General features: G+C 69.3%; 15 protein-coding genes. 7 read left to right on the top strand and 8 right to left on the bottom strand.

Translation table 11 applies throughout. From position 1 onward, the window contains the following. Window positions 1-13: 13 nt before the first annotated feature. Complete coding sequence (locus ACSHWB_RS36865; RefSeq protein WP_439657933.1) at window positions 14-1,456, bottom strand: RICIN domain-containing protein; 1,443 nt, start codon at window positions 1,454-1,456, stop codon at window positions 14-16. A 250-nt stretch (window positions 1,457-1,706) separates the two neighbouring features. Between ACSHWB_RS36865 and ACSHWB_RS36860 the strand changes: the two genes are divergently transcribed. The 4 genes from ACSHWB_RS36860 (at window position 1,707) to ACSHWB_RS36845 (ending at window position 9,619) form a co-directional block, all read left to right on the top strand. Continuing rightward, on the top strand, window positions 1,707-2,447 hold the full coding sequence (locus ACSHWB_RS36860) for a FadR/GntR family transcriptional regulator (protein ID WP_439657932.1): 741 nt from the start codon (window positions 1,707-1,709) through the stop codon (window positions 2,445-2,447). 334 nt (window positions 2,448-2,781) lie between these two features. Then, window positions 2,782-5,166: a non-reducing end alpha-L-arabinofuranosidase family hydrolase gene (locus tag ACSHWB_RS36855; protein WP_439657931.1), complete on the top strand. Its 2,385-nt coding sequence runs from the start codon at window positions 2,782-2,784 to the stop codon at window positions 5,164-5,166. Window positions 5,167-5,183: 17 nt separating this feature from the next. Next, the gene (locus tag ACSHWB_RS36850) at window positions 5,184-8,927 is read left to right on the top strand and encodes a glycoside hydrolase family 2 TIM barrel-domain containing protein (protein WP_439657930.1); all 3,744 of its coding nucleotides are present in this window, start codon (window positions 5,184-5,186) and stop codon (window positions 8,925-8,927) included. Between the two features lie 125 nt (window positions 8,928-9,052). Next, window positions 9,053-9,619 (top strand): hypothetical protein, encoded by a 567-nt coding sequence (locus tag ACSHWB_RS36845; RefSeq protein ID WP_439657929.1) that lies wholly within the window; start codon window positions 9,053-9,055, stop codon window positions 9,617-9,619. Window positions 9,620-9,621: 2 nt separating this feature from the next. On the opposite strand, the gene ACSHWB_RS36840 is transcribed toward ACSHWB_RS36845, so the two are convergent. The 4 genes from ACSHWB_RS36840 to ACSHWB_RS36825 form a co-directional block, all read right to left on the bottom strand. Continuing rightward, window positions 9,622-10,902: an NAD(P)/FAD-dependent oxidoreductase gene (locus ACSHWB_RS36840; protein WP_439657928.1), complete on the bottom strand. Its 1,281-nt coding sequence runs from the start codon at window positions 10,900-10,902 to the stop codon at window positions 9,622-9,624. Window positions 10,903-10,977: 75 nt separating this feature from the next. Then, on the bottom strand, window positions 10,978-12,354 hold the full coding sequence (locus ACSHWB_RS36835) for an FAD-binding oxidoreductase (protein ID WP_439657927.1): 1,377 nt from the start codon (window positions 12,352-12,354) through the stop codon (window positions 10,978-10,980). Window positions 12,355-12,403: 49 nt separating this feature from the next. Then, the gene (locus tag ACSHWB_RS36830) at window positions 12,404-13,258 is read right to left on the bottom strand and encodes an alpha/beta hydrolase (RefSeq protein WP_439657926.1); all 855 of its coding nucleotides are present in this window, start codon (window positions 13,256-13,258) and stop codon (window positions 12,404-12,406) included. Between the two features lie 152 nt (window positions 13,259-13,410). Further along, on the bottom strand, window positions 13,411-13,983 hold the full coding sequence (locus ACSHWB_RS36825; protein ID WP_439657925.1) for a TetR/AcrR family transcriptional regulator: 573 nt from the start codon (window positions 13,981-13,983) through the stop codon (window positions 13,411-13,413). 86 nt (window positions 13,984-14,069) lie between these two features. Between ACSHWB_RS36825 and ACSHWB_RS36820 the strand changes: the two genes are divergently transcribed. The 3 genes from ACSHWB_RS36820 to ACSHWB_RS36810 all read left to right on the top strand — a co-directional run bounded on the left by ACSHWB_RS36820 (window position 14,070) and on the right by ACSHWB_RS36810 (window position 17,131). Next, window positions 14,070-15,296 carry an amidohydrolase family protein gene (locus ACSHWB_RS36820; RefSeq protein WP_439657924.1) on the top strand — a complete coding sequence of 409 codons (1,227 nt, stop codon included), beginning with the start codon at window positions 14,070-14,072 and terminating at the stop codon, window positions 15,294-15,296. Window positions 15,297-15,359: 63 nt separating this feature from the next. Further along, a complete protein-coding gene (locus ACSHWB_RS36815; RefSeq protein ID WP_439657923.1) occupies window positions 15,360-16,112 on the top strand; it encodes a DUF1963 domain-containing protein in 753 nt (250 codons plus the stop codon). A gap of 131 nt (window positions 16,113-16,243) precedes the next feature. After that, entirely contained in the window at window positions 16,244-17,131 is an 888-nt protein-coding gene (locus ACSHWB_RS36810; RefSeq protein ID WP_439657922.1) for a hypothetical protein, read from the top strand. 159 nt (window positions 17,132-17,290) lie between these two features. Here the strand turns inward: ACSHWB_RS36810 and ACSHWB_RS36805 are convergent, their stop codons facing one another. The 3 genes from ACSHWB_RS36805 to ACSHWB_RS36795 all read right to left on the bottom strand — a co-directional run bounded on the left by ACSHWB_RS36805 (window position 17,291) and on the right by ACSHWB_RS36795 (window position 19,110). Then, entirely contained in the window at window positions 17,291-17,452 is a 162-nt protein-coding gene (locus ACSHWB_RS36805) for a hypothetical protein (protein WP_439657921.1), read from the bottom strand. Between the two features lie 133 nt (window positions 17,453-17,585). Beyond that, window positions 17,586-18,146, bottom strand: coding sequence for a CBS domain-containing protein (locus ACSHWB_RS36800; RefSeq protein WP_439657920.1), 561 nt, complete (start codon window positions 18,144-18,146; stop codon window positions 17,586-17,588). Between the two features lie 133 nt (window positions 18,147-18,279). After that, window positions 18,280-19,110, bottom strand: a complete 831-nt coding sequence (locus ACSHWB_RS36795; protein WP_439657919.1) for an SPFH domain-containing protein — start codon at window positions 19,108-19,110, stop codon at window positions 18,280-18,282. Between the last annotated feature and the right edge of the window lie 203 nt (window positions 19,111-19,313).

The raw sequence follows: 19,313 nt of genomic DNA, 5'->3' as shown, positions 1-19,313 counted from the left end.
CTGAGGTCGGCGATCAACCGGCGGCGACGATCCGCCACTGCTGGTTGGTGCTGTTGCTGTCACCCCACTGCCCGAGGTTCGCGCCGCCCGACGTGCGGCCCATGCCGTCGAGGTAGAGGTTCGTGGCACGGTTCCTGATGCGCACGTCGTTGCCGCGGCTCTTGCCGGTCACCACCGTCCACTGTTGACTCGTGGCCGTGCCACCGGGGCGCTGGCCCGCGTCGGAGCCGTTGCCGGTACGGCCGGCGCCGTCGAGGTAGAGGCCGGTGACCGCGTTCCTGAACCGGACGTAGGGGCCGGCGTTCTCGACCGTCCACCGCTGGCTGGCGCTGGTGCCACCGGTGCCCTGGCCGGCGGCGGAGTCGGTGGTCCGGCCCAGACCGTCGATGTACGAGCCAGTTGCGATGTTGCGGACCTCGACCGTGGTGCCACCGCTCTCGCCCACGCCCCAGGCGTGGCGCAGTTGCTGCAGTCCTGACGGGTTCGTCAGCGACAGAGCGATGTTCGGTCCGCTGCCGCTCCTGCTGGTCATGCTGTACCAGTCACCGTCGCGCAGGCCGGGCCAGTACACGCTGCCCATGCCGAGGCTGCGCAGCTTGGCGCTCACACCCCGGACGTAGTCGGCCATGTACGAGCCGCTCGGGATGCTGTAGTCGACGGCGTCGAAGGACACGCCGTTCTTGGAGCCGGGGCTCATCGGTCCGCCCCACTCGGTGGCGATGGTGCGGCCGGCGTAACTGCCGATGTAGCCACCGATGTGGTCCGCCCACTCGGTCTCGCTCTCGTAGCCGGCGAAGAACGAGTAGTCGTGCACCGCGAGCAGCGTCCCGTTCAGCCTGCTGTCGCCGCCTACCGCGGGAACGTTCTGGGCGAGTCCCGCGCCGTCGAGGATCACCCTGCCGCGCGGAATGGTGGAGTACCTGTTCAACCAGGAGTTGTACATGTTGTTCAGGTCAGTCGTGCTGTAGCCGTGCGGCTCGTTGATGACCTCGAAGTAGGCGTTCGGGTTTCCGCCGTACCTCGCGACGACCCGGTCCCACATCTGGTCGAACGCGGTCACGTCGGGCGGCCTGCCACCGGTGTGCGCCCAGTAGGCGATGATCACGTTGCCCTTGGCCAATGCGGTGTCGATCGCGCCGGTGTACGTGCCCCAGTAGTTCGCCGCGGTCGGCTCGTTGATCGGGATCCGGACCGTGTTCGCGCCCGTGATCGAGTACATCTGGCCGACCACCCTGTCCGCCACGGTGGCCGCAGACGAGTAGGTGTCCGACGCGCTGAGCCCGGACGGGTACAGCACCCCGTTGACGAAGTTGTCCCTCTGGTCGGCCCAGTTCACGCCCCTGAACTGGCTGGTGTTCGCCTGCGCCTGACCCGATGCGGCTGTCACCAGGCCGGCGGCGAGCACCACCGAAGCCGCCAGGCGCAGAACGGAAAGCGCTTTCCAACGACAGATCATCGGCTGCTCCACCACGTTGTGTCACTCATAGCTGCCGTTCGAGCGCAGACAGTGCCCGGCACCAAATAAGAGCAGCCAGGCGAAGCCGACGTCAAGCAGATGAGCATGCTTATCTGGCACCGCAGCACCGCATCGCACCAACGCCCTGACCGGCGGCGATCTCCCGTTCGACGGCCTGCCCTGCTCGTTCGATGCGCATGTACCCTGATTCGACGGTCGAAAAGTCGTACTCATAAAAGGAGCCGTCCCGGTGGATGCCGATGCCGCGTACGCGCCGCCCGCCACGTACCGGCCGGGCTACGAGCTGGTGGCCGAACGGATCCTGCAGCTCATCGCGGAGCTGGAACTGAGTCCCGGCGACCGCATGCCGACCGAGAACGAGCTGGCCGAGCGGATGGGGACCAGCCGCACCGTGGTGCGGGAGGCGGTGAAGATCCTCTCCGCGCTCGGCAGGGTGCGCGCCCAGAAGGGCCGCGGGCTCTACGTGGCCGACGACGACGGCATGCTCGGCTCCTCCAGGTGGGGTGGCATCTTCCTGCCCACCGACCTCGACCACGTCTACATGCTCTTCGAGTTCCGCCGGGTCCAGGAGACTGCGGCCGCGCGGCACGCCGCGACCCGTGCGACCCCTGCTGAGCTGCGCGCCATCGAGGCCGCCGCCGACCTGTGCCGCGAGGGGCACCTGACGGGGCAGGCGGCACTGTTCGACCGCGGGGACGACGACTTCCACCTGGCCGTCGCCGCCGCCTCGCACAACCAGTTCCTCGTCGCGGCGGTGCGCGAGGCCCGCCGGCTGCAGCGCCAGTCCAACATCATCGGGATGAACGGCGCGGTCGGCAGCCACACCGCGGAGGCGGTGCAGGAGCACGCCGCGATCTACCAGGCCATCCGCGGCGGCGACCCGGAGGCGGCGGCCGCGGCCGCCGCGGTGCACGTGGACAGGACCCTCGAGGACTACCGGCGGGAGATCCAGCGCCGCGTCTTCGGCTGACCTGGACCCGTCTTCCGCATGTGTGCTACAACTTTTCCCGGTGTTCGGTGCGATGAATCGCACTGAACCGACGCGGCAACACAGCGAGGAAGGACGCACGTCCGTCGCTGGACGTGCGCATCTGACGCCCTGAACGCGCCATCGCCCCCGGCCGTTCCCGGACGCACCTCGGCGTTGCCGATCGCCACCCGCCCCATGGCGAGGAACCTGACTGTCCACTGAGGATCCACCGGAGCCGCACCGCCGTCGGCGCCGGTGATGACGCACGGCCGGTGTGCCTCAACGCCGGAGAACTCGATTAACCCCACCTTTCACTGACGAAACGAGGGTTGCGATGTTCAACAGCCATTCCCTGCGACGGCGGGCCCGTTCGGCGGCAGCCGTCCTCGCCGCCGCGGGACTCACGGCAACGACCCTGGTCGTCCTTCCGGGCCCTGCCACCGCGGCGGCGAGCACACTGGGCGCCGCGGCGGCGCAGAGCGGCCGGTACTTCGGGGCCGCGATCTCCCAGAGCCACCTCGGCGAGTCGGCGTACGTGAACACGTGGAACGCGGAGTTCACCAGTGTCACGCCGGAGAACGAGATGAAGTGGGACACGGTCGAGCCGGGCCCCAACCGGTTCAACTTCGGCCCCGCCGACCAGATCGTCGGCCAGGCGCGCAGTCGCGGCATGTCGGTCCGCGGTCACACCCTCGTGTGGTACCAGCAGATTCCCGACTGGGTGAGGAACCTGAACGGGAACGACCTGCGCGCGGCGATCGCGAACCACATCAACCAGGTGGCCGGTCACTGGAAGGGCCAGATCCACTCCTGGGACGTGGTGAACGAGGCGTTCGAGGAGAACGGGTCCCGGCGCCAGTGGTTCGTCCAGCAACGGCTCGGCGACGGGTACATGGACGAGGCGTTCCGCACCGCCCGCGCGGCGGACCCCGGCGCGAGGCTGTGTTACAACGACTACAACACCGACGGCATCAACGCGAAGAGCACCGGCATCTACAACATGGTGCGCGACTTCAAGTCCCGCGGGGTGCCGATCGACTGCGTCGGCTTCCAGAGCCACCTGAGCTCCGGCGCGAACCTGAGCAGCTACCAGGCGAACCTGCAGCGCTTCGCCGATCTCGGCGTCGACGTGCAGATCACCGAACTGGACGTCGGCGGTTCCGGCGCGAGCCAGGCCGCGACGTACCGCACGGTGGTCCAGGCCTGCATGGCCGTGACCCGCTGCACCGGGATCACTCCCTGGGGCGTCACGGACAAGTACTCGTGGCGCAACGACACCCCGTTGTTGTTCGACGGCAACTACAACAAGAAGCAGGCCTACACCGCGGTGCTCGACGTGCTCAACAGCGGCGGCGGCGGGGGTGGTGGCGGCGGAACGCTGCGTGCCGTGGCCGCCGGCAGGTGCCTGGACGTGCCGAACTCGTCGACCGCCGCCGGTACGCAGCTGCAGATCTGGGACTGTCACAGCGGAACGAACCAGCAGTGGACCCGCTCGACCTCCGGTGAGATCACGGTCTACACCGGCGACTCGAAGCGGTGCCTCGACACCTCAGGGACGGCGGCAGGGGCGAACACCGTCATCGCGAACTGCACCGGCGCCGGCACCCAGAAGTGGAACGTCAACGGCAACAGCACGATCACGAACGTCCAATCAGGACTGTGCCTCGACGTGAACGGCCGGGCGACCGCCAACGGCACCAAGGTCATCATCTGGTCCTGCACCGGTGGCACCAACCAGCAGTGGACAGGACTGAGCACCCCTGCTCCCCTGCCGTCGCGCCACACGTGGAGCTCGAGCCAGCAGCTGATCTCTCCCAAGTCCGACGCGACGCACGACGTCGCGGGCATCAAGGACCCGTCGGTGGTGTACCACGACGGCAAGTGGCACGTCTTCGCCAGCGTGGCGAACTCGGCGGGCTACAACATGGTGTACCTGAGCTTCACCGACTGGGCGCAGGCGAGCGCGGCGTCCCACTTCTACCTCGACCGGTCGGGGATCGGCACCGGGTACCGGGCGGCGCCCGAGGTGTTCTTCTTCGCGCCGCAGAACCTGTGGTACCTCGTGTACCAGGACGGCAACGCCGCCTACTCGACCAACCCCGACATCAACAACCCGGCGGGGTGGACCGCGCCCCAGCACTTCTACCCGGGGATGCCGCAGATCATCCGCGACAACATCGGCAACGGGTACTGGGTCGACATGTGGGTCATCTGCGACACGGCGAACTGTCACCTGTTCTCCTCCGACGACAACGGCCACCTGTACCGGTCGCAGACCCCGGTCGGCAGCTTCCCCAACGGGATGAGCGACCCGGTCATCGCCGCGCAGGACGCCGACAGGTACAAGCTCTTCGAGGCGGCCAACGTGTACAAAGTGGATGGTTCGGACCAGTACCTGATGCTCGTGGAGGCGATCGGCGCACAGGGACGGTACTTCCGCTCCTGGACGTCCACGGCCATCGCCGGTCCGTACACGCCACTGGCCGACACGGAGAGCGTCCCGTTCGCGGGCCCTGCCAACGTCACCTTCGCCGGCGGCAAGTGGACGCAGGACATCAGTCACGGCGAGATGATCCGGTCCGGCAGGGATCAAACCCTGACCATCAGCCCGTGTGGCATGCGTTATCTCTACCAGGGCCGTGATCCCAGCTCCGGCGGCGACTACAACAGCCTGCCGTGGCGGCTGGGCCTGCTCACGCACACCAACTCCCCCTGCTGACCGGCTAGGAGACGACGTTGCCCACCACCCCAGAAGAGCCGTCGGCGCACCGCGACCGGGTCCGCAGGCGCACGCTGCTCGGCGGCGGCCTCGCGGCGCTGGCCGCTCCCGCCCTGTCCACGCCCGCATCGGCCGAGACCACCGCGGCGCCGGCGACCGGTGACGTCGGTGCGGCGGCGTGGGTCGATCCGCCCAACGGCTATCCCGAGTGGAACAACAACATCGGGTACTTCCAGGTCAACTCCCAGCCGGCGCACGCGACGTTCATGCCCTACGCCGATCTCCAGCAGGCGCTGACCGGGGACCGCACGAACTCGCCGTTCCGGCTCGACCTGACCGGCACCTGGCGGTTCAAGCACGTCAGCCGCGCGGCCGACCGGGACCAGAACTTCTGGCGCACCGACTACGACGACAGCGGCTGGGCCACTCTCCCGGTGCCGTCCAGCTGGCAGCTGCACGGCTACGACAACCCGATCTACGTCAACGTCACGTACCCGTGGTGGGGCGCCAACGGCCAGAACGAGAACGCGCAGCCGCCGTTCGCGCCGTCGCGGGTCAGCCCCGTCGGCCAGTACCGCCGGACGTTCACGCTGCCGGCCACGTGGCAGGGGCGGCGCGTCCACCTCCACTTCGAGGGCGTCAAGGCCGGGTTCTACCTGTGGGTCAACGGCACGAAGGTCGGGTATCGCGAAGGGTCGTACACGCCGTCCGAGTTCGACATCACCGATCACGTCAGGGCGGGTTCGAACCTGGTCGCGGTCGAGGTCTTCAAGTTCCCTGACGGGGACTGGCTGGAGGACCAGGACATGATCCGGCTGTCCGGGATCTTCCGGCCGGTCTGGCTCTACTCGCTGCCTTCCACGCACCTGCGCGACTTCACGATCACCACGCCGTTGCGGGACAACTACACCAACGCGGACCTCGCGGTGGCGGTGGCCGTCCGCAACAACGGCGGCCAGCAACCGGGCACGTTCACCGTGGAAACCCAGCTGTACGACCACAACCGGCAGCCGGTCTGGCCGGAACCGTTGCGCACGGCGGTGAACTCACCTTCTCCAGGTCAGGAGGCGACCGCGCGCGGTTCCAAGGCGGTGGCGGGACCGCGACTCTGGTCGGCGGAGCACCCGAACCTCTACACCGCCGTGCTGACGTTGCGCGACCCGTCCGGCGCGGTGACCCAGACCGTGTCGGCGCGGGTCGGTTTCCGCGAGTTCGCCCTCAAGAACGGCCTCATGCGGATCAACGGCCAGCCGGTGTCGTTGCGCGGTACCAACCGGCACGAGATGGACCCGGACCGCGGGACCGCCCTGACCCGTGAGGACCACGTCCGCGACATCACGGTGATGAAGCAGCTCAACATCAACTCGGTGCGCACGTCGCACTACCCGAACAACACCGTGTTCTACGAGCTCGCCGACGAGTACGGCCTCTACGTCGTGGACGAGGTCAACCTGGAGACGCACGGGATCCGCGACAACTACCCCGCGTCGAGGTCGGACTGGACCTCGAACGTCCTCGACCGCGCGGCCCAGATGGTCCACCGGGACAAGAACCACGCCTCGGTGGTGATCTGGTCGCTCGGCAACGAGGCCGGTGGCGGCAGCAACTTCGTGGCGATGCGCGACTGGATCCGCGCGGCCGACCCGACCAGGGTCATCCAGTACGAGGGAGACAACCGTCCCCAGGTCAGCGACATCCGTTCCGCCATGTACGAAAGTCCCGCGGCGGTGGCGAACCGGGCGCGGAACACGTCCGACACCCGGCCGTACGTGATGATCGAGTACACCCACTGCATGGGCAACTCCGGGGGCAACCTCAAGGAGTACTGGGACATCATCCGGGCCAACCCGGTCCTGCAGGGCGGCTGGATCTGGGACTTCGTCGACCAGGCCCTGACCTGGAAGACCTCGACCGGCGTCACCTACCTCGCCTACGGCGGCGACTGGGGCGACAACCCGAACGACGGTGCCTTCTCCGGCGACGGCATCGTCACCCCCGACCGCCGGATCAGCGGCAAGGCCGTCGAGGTCAAGCAGGTCTACCAGGCGATCAACGCCGACAACGCCGGCACCGCGGGAACCATCCGGATCACCAACGAGCACCTGTTCACCAACGTCAACGAGTTCGTGTGCGCCTGGGCACTCGTCGCCGACGGCGTAATTGTCCAAAGTGGACAGCTCACCGCTCAACAGACCGACATCCCGCCGCTGTCGGCCAAGACGGTGCAGGTGCCGATCCAGCGCCCGTCCGCCCCCGCCCCCGGCGAGGAGCACTTCCTGCAGCTGTCGTTCAGGCTGCGGGCGGCGACGTCGTGGGCGGGCGCGGGTTTCGAGGTGGCCAAACAACAACTGCCCGTCAACCTCGGCAGCCCGCCGGTCGTGCCGACCCCGGTCACGTCGGTGCCGGTGCTGACCGCCACCGAGACCGGCGACCGCTTCACCGTCACCGGCCAGGACTTCAGCGTGACCATCGCGAAGGCGTCCGGCCTGATCACCTCGTACGACGCGATGGGCATGCGGCTGCTGAACTCCGGCCCCGTGCCCAACTTCTGGCGGGCGCCGACCGACAACGACTACGGCAACGGCCACCAGAACCGCAACGCCACCTGGCGCTACGCCGGCACGAACCGGACGGTGAGCCGCGTCGTGCTCGACCGCCCGTCCGACCGGGCCGTGCGGGTCACCGTCACCGGCACCCTGCCGACCAGCACCGTGTCGACGTTCTCGACGACGTACACGATCTACGGCAACGGTGAGATCAAGGTCGACAACGTCCTGCACCCCGGATCGTCGAGCCTGCCCTACATACCCGAGGTCGGCACGATGCTGTTCGTGCCGGGCGAGCTCTCCCGGATCCGCTACTACGGCCGGGGTCCGCACGAGAACCAGTGGGACCGCAAGACGGGCTCCGACGTCGGCGTCCACACCTCGACCGTGGCCGAGCAGTGGACCGGCTACCTGCGTCCGCAGGAGAACGGCAACAAGACCGACGTCCGCTGGGTCGCCCTGGTCAACGGCAGCGGCCGCGGCCTGCTCGCGTACGCCGAACCGCTGATGGAGGTCAACGCGTCCCACTTCACGCCGGAGGACCTCTCGAAGGGGGTCCGGCACGACTACCAGCTGACCAGGCGGCAGGAAGTGGTGCTGCGGCTGAACCTGCGGCAGACGGGTGTCGGCGGCAACGACAGCTGGGGCGCGCACCCGCTCGACACCTACAAGGTGTTCCCCAACCGGGACTACGCCTACACGTACCGGTTGCGGCCGCTGCCGGACGTCGCCGAGGCGCTGGCGCTGTCCCGCAAGCCGGTCGAGACCGCCGGTGGCGGCACCGGTCCGGTGCAACCGGGCGTGGACTACCGGCTCGTCGCCCAGCACAGCAACAAGCTGCTCGACATCAACGGCGGCTCCGTCGCGGCGGGTGCCGCCGCGATCCAGTGGACGGCCACGGGCGGGCAGAACCAGGTGTTCGACTTCCTCGACTCCGGTGGCGGCTACTACCGGATCCGCGCCCGGCACAGCGGTCTCGTGCTCCAGGTGGCGAGTGCGAGCAGTGGTGCGGACATCACGCAGCAGACCGACACCAACGCGAGCAGCCAGCAGTGGCAGGTGGTCGACCAGGGCCTCGGGGTGGTCAGCCTGGTCAACCGGCAGAGCGGTCTCGCCATGGACGTGTGGGAGGCCTCGACCGCCGACGGTGCCCGCATCTCGCAGTGGGCGACGGGTGGCGGTCTGAACCAGCGGTTCGGGCTTCAACGGCTCTAGCCGAGGGCGTCTGGTGGTGTCGGCGGAATCGGCAGGTTCCGCCGACACCCGCGATGCTTGCCCACCGGCGAAGCCGGTGCCGAAACCGAGATGCCCCCGACCCGACAATCGTGGATCTTGGTGAGATGGCAGCCGCGCACGACATGAGTGACGACGAGAACTGGACGGGCGGTTTCTACGAACTGTCCGTGGTCCTGGGCCCAGCCGGGGACCACAGGCTCGACCAGGCCGTGCGGTCCCTGTGGCGCGCCGCAGGTGTCCAGGAGTGCCGGGTGGGTTCCGGCCTGCACGTCGAGCCCAGCGCGGCGGCGCTGCACGAGCACGGGCATCTGCGCGGGTGGCTGGCCCTGCCGTTCGGCGACCGGGTCGTGTGCGGTGCCCTTGTGTTCCGGTACGAGGGCACCGACGTGCTGGAGTTGTACCTGCCGCTCGGCGCGCTGGCGCGGGTCGACCACAGGATCGGCGGCTATCCCTTCGACGAACGCGGCGGTGTGGAGTCACTGACCTGGCGAGCCCCGCTCGACCGGTGGCTTGCCGACGTGGCCGTCGCCGTGCACGCCGATGTGCCGTTCCACCGTGCTTTCATCGGCTTCGAGATCGACGAGGACGCCGACATCACCGCCGAGCAGAGGTACGCCGCCGTCCTGCTGCCCGGCACCGAGGGCTGGGACTACCGCCCGGCAACCGCCTGAACTCAGCCCAGCACCGTTCCGGTGTTCGCGGTGTTCCTGCTGCGGCGCCGGGAGAACGCGCCCAGGTCGAGCTCCAGTCCGGTGCGCGGGGCGACGAACCGGACGGGCTGTGCGTCGTGGTCGGCACCGTTCTCGACCCGGCCGATCAGTTCCGCCATGAGCTGTCCGACGACGGGAGCGTTCTTGAACTGGTTGCCGCTCGTGCCGATGGCGACGTAGAAGCCGTCGAGCTCGGTGCGGTCGTAGATCGGCGTCCAGTCGTCGGCCACGTCGTAGACGCCCACGACGCCACGCGCGCGGTTCGGCACCGCGAGGTTCGGCAGCCGCCGCGCCGCCCTGGTCACCTGAGCCTCGAACACGGCCGCCGTCGGGTGGACGTCGACGCTGTCCGGGACGTCGGTCCACTGCATCGGGTCGCACTCCGGTTCGGTTCCGCCGACGAGGATGCCGCCGACCTCGCCGCGGAAGTACGTGCCGAGGTCCATGTCCGCCACGATCGGGCCGTCGTAGCCTCCTGGAAACGGCACGTGCGCGACCTCCTGTCTCATCGCCCGCAGGCCGACGGTGAAGTCGGAACCCGCACCTGCCAGGCGGTTCAGCGTGCTCGACCACGGACCAGCGGCGTTGACGACCACCCCGCACGGGATGCTGGTGCCGTCCGCCAACCGCACGCCGGTCACACGTCCGCCTGACGTGTCCACGGCCGTCACCGTGCTGCGAAACCTGAACTCCGCCCCCTGTGCCGCCGCCGCGGCCGCGAGGTTGACCGCGGCAAGGCCGGGATCCGAGACGTAGCCCGCGTCCGGTGTGTGCACGCCTCCGAGGGAGTTGTCCGAGTCCTGCCAGAACGCGTCGTCGTCCAGCCGTTCCGGCGGCCAGTAACGGCCGACGTCGATGCCGGGGACGCGCTCCGCCAGCACGGCGGCGTCCCACTCCTCGTACGGGACACCGACATCGCTGAACAACGGCAGCCAGGACGCGCGCGGAGCGGCGTCGACGTCCAGCATGACCAGGCCGGTCTTGCGGAACGCGGCCAGAGCACCGATGTCGTGTCCGAGGTGTCCCGCCCAGTCGAGCCAGCACCAGTGCGACTCCCACGCCATCGCCACCCCGGAGAAGGTCGAGAAGTTGTACCGGACGATGGCGCTCGACGCCGATGTCGAGCCCTGTCCCGCACCAGACGCGCGGTCGAGCACGACCACCCGGTGGCCTGCTCGCGCCAGCTCGAGCGCGATCGACGAGCCGATCACGCCTGCCCCGATCACGACCGCGTCGGTCCCCAATGCGTGTCTCCCTTCGTGAGGTAACGCGATGCTCGTGTCGTCATGGCTTTCGGGAAACCCGGGCCGTTCGGCCGCTCACGGAAGTGGTGGCAAGACCTTGCCGGGGTTGAGGATCCCGTGCGGGTCGAGCGCCTGCTTGACGCTGCGGTGCAGCGCGAGGGCCTCGGGTGCCAACTCGCGGCTCAGGCCGTCCCTCTTCAGCGTTCCCACGCCGTGCTCGCCGGTGACGGTGCCGCCGAGGTCGAGCGCGTCCGCGATGATCTGGTGGAACGCGGCCTGGGCGCGCGCACGGGCCGCGTCGTCGCCCGGTGGGGTGATCAGCAGCGGGTGGAGGTTGCCGTCGCCGGCGTGGGCGATGTTGGCGATCCTGATGTCGTGCACCTGCGCGGTCCGGTGGATGCGCGCGAGCATCTCCGGCACCGCGGCCTTGGGAACGCAGACGTCTTCGGTGAGCACCGGGCCCAGCCGTTCGAGGGCGGGATAGGCGAGCCGGCGCGCCGCGAACAGGGCGTCGGCCTCCTGCTGGTCGGTGGACCGGGCGGCCCAGGTCGCGCCGGCCTGCTCGAAGCAGGACAGGATCGTGGCCGCCTCGTCGTCGCCTTCCGCCCCGGCCGAGTCGCAACGGGCGAGCAGGACGGTGTCCGCCTCGACCGCGAGACCCATGTTCTTCCAGGCGTCCACAGCGGACAGGCAGTGGTGGTCGACCAGTTCGAGCGCGGACGGGATGACGCCTGCCGCGCCCACGAGGGCGACCGCGCGCCCGGCGTCGACGACCGAGGCGAAGTGGCCCGCGACGGTGCGCTCGGGCGGACGGCGAGGCCGCAGCCTCACGGTGATCTCGGTGATCACGCCCAGCGTGCCCTCCGAGCCGACCAGAAGGCTGACCAGGTCGTAGCCGGCGACACCCTTCGCCGTGCGGCGGCCGAGACGCACGAGTTCGGCGGTGCCGGTCACGACCTGGAGCCCGAGCACGTAGTCGCCGGTGACGCCGTACTTCACGCAGCACAGACCGCCCGCGTTGGTGGCGACGTTGCCCCCGATGGTCGACCAGGGCGCGCTGGCCGGATCAGGCGGATACCACAGCCCGAGCTCCGCGCAGGCGGCGCGCAGGTCGTCGTTGACCACGCCCGGCTCGACGACGGCGAGGCGCTCCACCGGGTCGATCTCCCTGATGGCGGTCATCCGCTCGGTGGACAGCAGGACGCAGCCGTCGACGGCGTTGGCTCCGCCGGAGAGCCCGGTGCCGGCACCTCGGGGCACGACCGGGACGCCGTGCCGGACACAGGCGGCCACGACCGCCTGGACCTCCTCGGCACTTCTCGGCCGGACGACCACCAGCGGAACGCCGTGCTCGGCCCACTCGGCCTCGTCGTGCACGAAGCCCTCGACGACGTCGGGGTCCTCGACCAGGCGGTCGCCGGGCAGCTCGAGACGCAGCTCGTCGATCAACACGTGGATCCTCCGGAACCTGGTTCACGCACCGCGGGCGACGCTTCGGCGCTCACGCGGAGCGGCAGGCCCTGAGATAGCTGAGGAACGACGCCTGCAGGCCGGTCAGGTGCGTTTCCCGCATGACTGCGCTGGTCACGGCCGCACCGCGTGCGGTGAGGTCGCTCAGGAGAGTGGCCGTGTTCCTCGCGAGGTTCTGGTACACGGGCAACTCGCCGAGCAGCTCCTGCTCGTTGAACGTCACGTGGAGCTTGGCGGCGGGCAGGCCGTCGCCACGCCGCGCGAGCTGTGCGAAGACCTGGCTGTCCGTGCTGACGACGCCGGGGCTGCCCGCACCGACGCTCTCGAAGAACCCGCCACTGTTGAGCCAGGCGTAGAGGCTGAAAAGTCCGCCGTAGGAGTAGCCGAAGAGGCCGTGACCGCTCGTGGCCGCACCGTGATCGCGTTCGACCCGCGGATGCAGTTCATCGGTGAGGAAGCTCAGGAACGCGTCGGCCCGGGTGTTGCGCAGTTCGCCGACGTAGGCGTCGGCTTGCTCCCGGGTCGTCGTGCCTGCTTCGACCCCCATCTCCACGGCGTCGAGGAACTCCTGGGCGACGGGTTCGCCGGGAGGAACGAGGTCGCGGTTGCGCAGCCGATCCCAGTGCTGCGCCTCCTCACCCGCATACCCCACGCTGACCTGGACGTAGGGCTGGATCTGGTGCATGCGGTCCAGCTGGGTGACGATCAGCGGGGCGGTCAGCCCCACCGCCCAGTTGCCGTCGAGCACGTACAGGACGGGTGCGGTCGCCTCGGCGGGGTCGTAGCCCGGCGGCGTGGTGACCCAGACCCCGTAGTCGTACCCGCCGCTCGAGCGCATCTCGAAGTAGTCGGTGTCGGCGAGGCAGCCCTGCCACATGGAGCTCATCGGGGGTCCTTCACAACTCGGTCGCTGAAGGCATGGCGCCCTTTCTTTTCCAATGGAAAACTACGGTGGCGATCCTGTCAAGCGCGGAACGCAGCACGTCGATCAGAACGTGGCGCCGGCCTCCTAGCGTCCACTTCGGACACTGACAGCCCTCAGGATCGACCCTTGCTCATGCGCAGGATCGAAGCGACCGCGTCCTCCGAGTGGGTTCCCGGAGTCAGGACCTCCTGCAGGAGCAGGCCGCGTATCGCGGCTACCGCCACGGTCGCCATGGTCCGCGCGTCCTCGGCGCTGACCTGTTCGCGTTCCGCGAGCGAGGCGAGGACCATGGTCAGGTCGTCGAGCGAGTCGATGAACTCGCGGAAGTCGTCGGGGCTGTACGCGGCCAAGCCGACGACGTGGAAGAAGCCGCGGACGCGCGACAGCTGCTCCGGGCGGGTGTAGGTCCGCCAGATCGCCACGACGAGGTCGTCGAAGGTGTTCTGCTCGGCGGCCCTGAACAGCTCCTCGTTGTCCCGGGCCCGCTGTTCCTTGAGCATGGCCGCCAGCACGCCCGAGAGCGACCCGAAGTGGTACCGCAGCAGGGCGTGACTGGTCCCGGTCCGTACCGCGATCTCGCGCAGCGACACCTCCGGCGAGGGAAGGGCCTCACCGAAGGCGTCGAGAAGGCGCGCCAGGAGACGTTCGCGTGCTTCGCCCTTGCGTTCCGTGCTTGACAGGACCACTCCCGCAGTTTATCCATTGGAAAGAACAGCACCGTGGTGCACCGCACATGGTCGCAGCCGGCTCGCAACGGCGGAGGGATCGGTCCTTGGGACGTGTGCGGATAGCCGGCGCGACGGTGGTCGACGGGTCGGGTCGCGACCCCGTCGACGTCGACGTCGAGATCGAAGACGGGCTCATCACCGAGCTCGGTGCGTCCAGTGCGCACGGCGAGCGGCTCGACGCCGGTGGGCTGACCATGACACCCGGCCTCATCGACGCGCACGTCCACTTGGGACTGTCGAGCCCGATCCAGCCTCAGTTCTCGTTCCAGATCAGCGCCGCCGAGATCGCGGCGGACATCTTCGCCACGGCCGGCACGGCGCTCGACGCCGGCTTCACGACCGTCCGGGACACCGGTGGAATCGACGGCGGTGTCGTCACCACGATCGCGAAGGGCAAGGTCAGAGGGCCACGCGTGCTGTCGTGCGGACCTGTTCAGTGCCAGACCGGCGGGCACGGCTACTACGGGGCCGCCTGGGAGCCCACCGAGCTGTGGAGCAGCCATCACGTTCCCGGCCTGTGCGCCCTGTCCATGATGGCGGGCAACGCCGACGAGCTGCGGCGCAACGTGCGCGAGGCGTTCCGGCGCGGTGCGTCGTTCCTGAAGCTCTGCGTGACCGGCGGAGTGGTCGGAGCCCACGACCAGCTGACCGACACCCAGTTCACCGTGGAAGAGATCGCTGTCGCCGTTCAAGAAGCCGCGGCACGGGGCACCTACGTGACCGTGCACGCCCACAACAACGAAGGCATCCGGAACGCGGTCGAGGCCGGGGCGCGCTGCGTCGAACACGGCACCGACCTCGACGAATCCACGGCCACCCTGATGGCCACTCGCGAGGTCGCGCTCGTTCCCACGTTCGCCGTCGTCGACCAGCTGCTCCAGGACACCGCAGGTGCCGGCCTCGGCGAGTCGACCCGCGATCGCGTGCTGGGTGTTCGTGAGCGGATGACCGAGGCGCTCGCCGTCGCCAAGAAGGCCGCGGTGCGGATCGGGCTGGGTTCCGATCTCATCGGCCCTGCCCAGGACCGCCGAGGCGAGGAACTCAGATTGCGCGCAGCGCTGGAGACGCCGATGGAGGCACTCGTGGCGGCCACGAGGACCAACGCCGAGATCCTCGGCCTGGCCGGCCAGGTGGGGGTCATCGCTCCCGGCATGCAGGCGGACCTCGTGCTCTGGAACGGCAACCCGCTCGAGGACCCGGGCCTCTTCGCCGATCCCGCCAACGCCGTGCTCGTCGTCCAGGCTGGACGGGTTGTGAAGGACCTCAGATGAACGACTCGGCGATGTGCTTCTCGACGGCCGACCGGTTGTGAGCGCCGGATAGCCTGCGCGGCTGTGGATCAACTACAGCCGTTCCGCGACGAGGCGCTTCGCCTTGGCATTCCGGGCGACGAGGTCGAGCGGTGGATCAGGACGGCCAGGCCCGGCCTGACGATGGTGCCGGGCGCTGGTCCGGGATCGCGGATCGCCGGGCAGCTCGGCGGTCATCCCCTGCTACCGGAGGACGTCCCGCGTCCCGAGCTGTCCTTCGCCGGCTCGCTCGACTGCGCCGCCGTACCGGCCGGGGCGAGCGACCTCGACCTGCCGCCGGACGGGACCCTGCTGTACTTCGCCGAGCCCGATCTCACCGCCGGCACCGACGAGGCGGCGGTGATCTACGTCGAGGCCGGTACGCCCGTGGCCGAACGCCCACCGCGGTCCGGGAGCGTGGTGGTCTTCCCCCGCGGCGACGCGCACCCGGTGATCGATCTGGTCCTGCCGAACAGGGCGCGGAACAGTCCCCTGTTCCCGCACGCCGAGGCGCTCGCCGACGTCTGGTGGGACCTCGGCGACCAGCTGGTCCGAGGCAGAGGACCGCTGCAGATCGGCGGTGTCCCCTGGATGGAACAGGACGACCCGTTCGAGATCGCGGCCGAGGAGGCCGGGAACCGGCCGGAGGACTGGGCGCTGCTCGGCAGCTGGACACCCGAGGGCGACGGCGAGTACGACGGCTACTTCATCGGCTCCCTCCAGATGTTGATCAGGCGCGAGGACGTGACCACACGCCGCTTCGACCGCTTGTCGCTGTTCTGGCAACAGGAAGGCTGACCGAGCGGAGTCGTCCCTCAGACCGGCGAACGGCTCCGTGCTGGAAGGTGGTGGCGCGCGGGGACCTTGGGCCGGGCAACGGTGGACGGTCAGCCCTGTGGCGGAACGCTCGACGAGCCCAGGCTCGAATCATGACGAAACCTCAACCTGAACCCGGTTCATCTGGGCGGGACACTCGGTCTCGCGAGCACCGCACCCGGCGTGGCGTCATCGCGGCCGGTGCCGTGGTGTTGATCGTCATCGGTACTCTCAGCCTGCTCGTGATGGTGCGCGGCGATCGGAACGTCACGCCTGGCGCGCAGGACTCGTTGACGACCGGCCCGTCACCGACCACGACCAGCCTGACGACCACGACGGCGACCACGAGCCGCCCCAGCGCCGCCGAGGGGCTCGCAGCGTTCCTGTCCGCAGCGGCCACGCTGGACCAGCAGCTGCACGACGCGTCCGCCGCCATCAACGCCGCCGGTCCACCGTGGACCCACACGGGACCCGAGGTCGCGCGTGTGGTGACCGCCGCCGACCTGGCACCGGTGGCCCGTGCGATCCCACCCGGTCTGCCCCACGACCTGCAGCAGTCGGTGATCCTGGTCTACAGCGATCTGTCCTCCCGCCGGCACGCCATGACCTCCTTCCAGAGCACGCCGCCCTTGCCGACCCAGGACTCCACCGAGGGCCTGCTGCGCGAGCTGGGCAGGGGGCACGCCGCGGCGGCACGGTTCGAAGCGGACCTCGCCGCGACCCGAGCGCTCGCCACCCGGACACCGCCGATCGACGCCGTGCCAGGGGATTCCCGGCTGGTCGCCGAGGTGCTGCTGCGGGTGCAGTACGTCGACATCGGCAACGGCGGATGCAACGCCCGTGGCGGACTGGTCTTCATCGACCTGCCGGAGATCAGATGGGGGGCCGTCGTCTGGAACCCCGAGAGCGACGGGACCATCGGTCGCGGTGACGCCGCCACCGACTTCACGGCGGACCTCCGTCCCGATGGAACATGGGCCGTCCAGGTCATGGCTTGCTGAAACGACGTCCTGTGCCGTTGCCGGTCCCGCCACGACCCTGAGGACGTGGACACCCGGTGGCCACGTCCTCAGGGTCGTCGCACACGAAACGCAATCTGTGCCTGTGCACGTCCACCAGACCTGCGCTGGCCGACGACCGGAATCCGGCCGACCCGACCGTCACGGTGGCGCCCGGCACGACGCGAGCGCACCTGCCGAGACCACGACGGCCCCGACCGGGACCACGCCGGCAGAGCCGGACCAGGCCTCGTCCACCGCACCCGCACCGACCACGCCCGCGACCCCCGAGCCGCCACCGTTCGAACACCGCGATGTGACCATCGCACCTGGCCAGGGCGCGCGCCAGAGGCCTGCCGGTCCCGGCTCGCGCAGCGCCTGGGGCTGCCTGTTTCCGTCGGCGGCGGGACGTCCGGGGGTTCCTGGTCATCGGTGACGAACGGCCCGCCACCCGTCGTCAGGACGCGACGCTCGACTCGCGCACTCCGGGCACCGTCCGCACCAGCGCCTCGACGATCTTCCGTTCCGCCTCGTCCGCGAACCGGCCGGTCACGTTCACCTCGCCGTCCTGCACGTCCACCGTCCATCGTGGAGCGCCGCTGTAGGCCCGCAGGGCGATCTCGACCCGCGCCGCGAGCACCGCGTCCTCCGGCGTGAGGATGCGCAACAGGTCGCCGCGGCTCACGACACCCACGAGCATCTGCCCGTCCGTCACGATCGGCAGGCACCGCAGCCGCTGCGAGAGCATGGTCGCGGTCAGTTCGGAGGGGGTGGCCGTCATCGGCGCGCTGATCACCGGTCGGCGCATCACCTCGGAGACGGGCCCGTCCGCGATCGCCGGCGTACCGCTCGCCTGCAGGAGGTCGGTACCGGACACGATCCCGACCAGTCTGCCCTCGTCGTCCACCACCGGCAGCGCGGAGAACCCGTGCTCCCCCAGCGTCGCACTCGCCGAGCGGACCGTGGTGGCGGGGTTCACCACGACCGCCGGGCTGGTCATCACATCTGCAGCGTTCATACGTCGAGGGTCTGACTTCGCGGTGTGTCGTGGCAGGGCGGTTGGCCACACCTCCGCCGTGACCTAGGTCCTGGCCTCACCGCGGTGAGGCCAGGACCACCGGTTCAGGGACGCGTGCACTCCATTGTGGACGTCACCGCGGCGAGGAGAGCGGCTGCTCCGGGATGGCGGCGACCGAGGAGTCCTTGCCGGAAACAGCCGCGGCGGACTCGCGCGAGAGGAACGAGCCGAGCTCGCCGATGGTGCTCATCAGCGGTGCGGGGAACACGACCGTGGTGTTCTTGTCCACGCCGAGCTCGACGAGGGTCTGCAGATTGCGCAGCTGCAAGGCGAGCGGGTGCGCCATCATCGTGTCCGACGCGTCGCCCAGCGCCGCCGCGGCGAGCGACTCGCCCTCCGCGTTGATGATCTTCGCGCGCTTCTCCCGCTCGGCCTCGGCCTGCCTGGCCATCGCGCGCTTCATGCTGTCCGGGAGCTGGATGTCCTTCAGTTCCACCAGGGTCACTTCCACACCCCACTCGACGGTGGTGACGTCGAGGATCTTGCGGATGTCGAGGTTGATCTGGTCGGTCTCGGACAGGGTCTGGTCGAGCGTGTGCTGTCCGACCACCTTCCGCAACGTGGTCTGGGCGATCTGGTCGATCGCGGCGTAGACGTTCTCGATGGCGACCACCGACTTCACCGCGTCCACGACCTTGAAGTACGCCACGGCCGACACGTCGACGCTGACGTTGTCCCTGGTGATGATCCCCTGCGACTGAATCGGCAGCGTGATGATCCGCAGCGACACCCGGCGCATGACGTCGATCACCGGGATGATCAGCCGCAGGCCCGGCATCCTCACGCCGCGCACCCTGCCCAGGCGGAACAGCACCCCCTGCTCGTACTGCTTCACCACCCTCACCGACATGCCCAGCACCAGCAGGACCGCGGCCGCGATGCCGGGGACGACCCAACTGCTCATGACGAGACTCCGTCCTGATCCGTGAGGCCCACGACCAGTACGCCGGCCTCGCGGTCCCCACGATGCGTTCACGTCGATCACGGCGCCGCTGCCGAAGGTCCTCGAAGTCCGGCGCCGATCGGCCCGGGCCGAGACCACCGTTGCCCTCTGGGAACGGCGCCCACCTGGGACGACCGTGGACTTGTGGACCCTGTCGTGAGGCT

Origin of the sequence: Lentzea sp. HUAS TT2, from assembly GCF_051853195.1 — a bacterium.
In the GTDB taxonomy this organism is placed as follows: domain Bacteria; phylum Actinomycetota; class Actinomycetes; order Mycobacteriales; family Pseudonocardiaceae; genus Lentzea.
This window is presented reverse-complemented; position numbering and strand designations above follow the sequence as displayed.

Bases quoted from the DNA above. Each gene is read 5' to 3' on its own strand.
- ACSHWB_RS36865 (WP_439657933.1), bottom strand. From the start codon at position 1,456: ATGATCTGTCGTTGGAAAGCGCTTTCCGTTCTGCGCCTGGCGGCTTCG.
- ACSHWB_RS36855 (WP_439657931.1), top strand. From the start codon at position 2,782: ATGTTCAACAGCCATTCCCTGCGACGGCGGGCCCGTTCGGCGGCAGCC.
- ACSHWB_RS36845 (WP_439657929.1), top strand. From the start codon at position 9,053: ATGGCAGCCGCGCACGACATGAGTGACGACGAGAACTGGACGGGCGGT.
- ACSHWB_RS36830 (WP_439657926.1), bottom strand. From the start codon at position 13,258: ATGAGCTCCATGTGGCAGGGCTGCCTCGCCGACACCGACTACTTCGAG.
- ACSHWB_RS36810 (WP_439657922.1), top strand. From the start codon at position 16,244: ATGACGAAACCTCAACCTGAACCCGGTTCATCTGGGCGGGACACTCGG.
- ACSHWB_RS36805 (WP_439657921.1), bottom strand. From the start codon at position 17,452: ATGGTCACATCGCGGTGTTCGAACGGTGGCGGCTCGGGGGTCGCGGGC.
- ACSHWB_RS36800 (WP_439657920.1), bottom strand. From the start codon at position 18,146: ATGAACGCTGCAGATGTGATGACCAGCCCGGCGGTCGTGGTGAACCCC.
- ACSHWB_RS36795 (WP_439657919.1), bottom strand. From the start codon at position 19,110: ATGAGCAGTTGGGTCGTCCCCGGCATCGCGGCCGCGGTCCTGCTGGTG.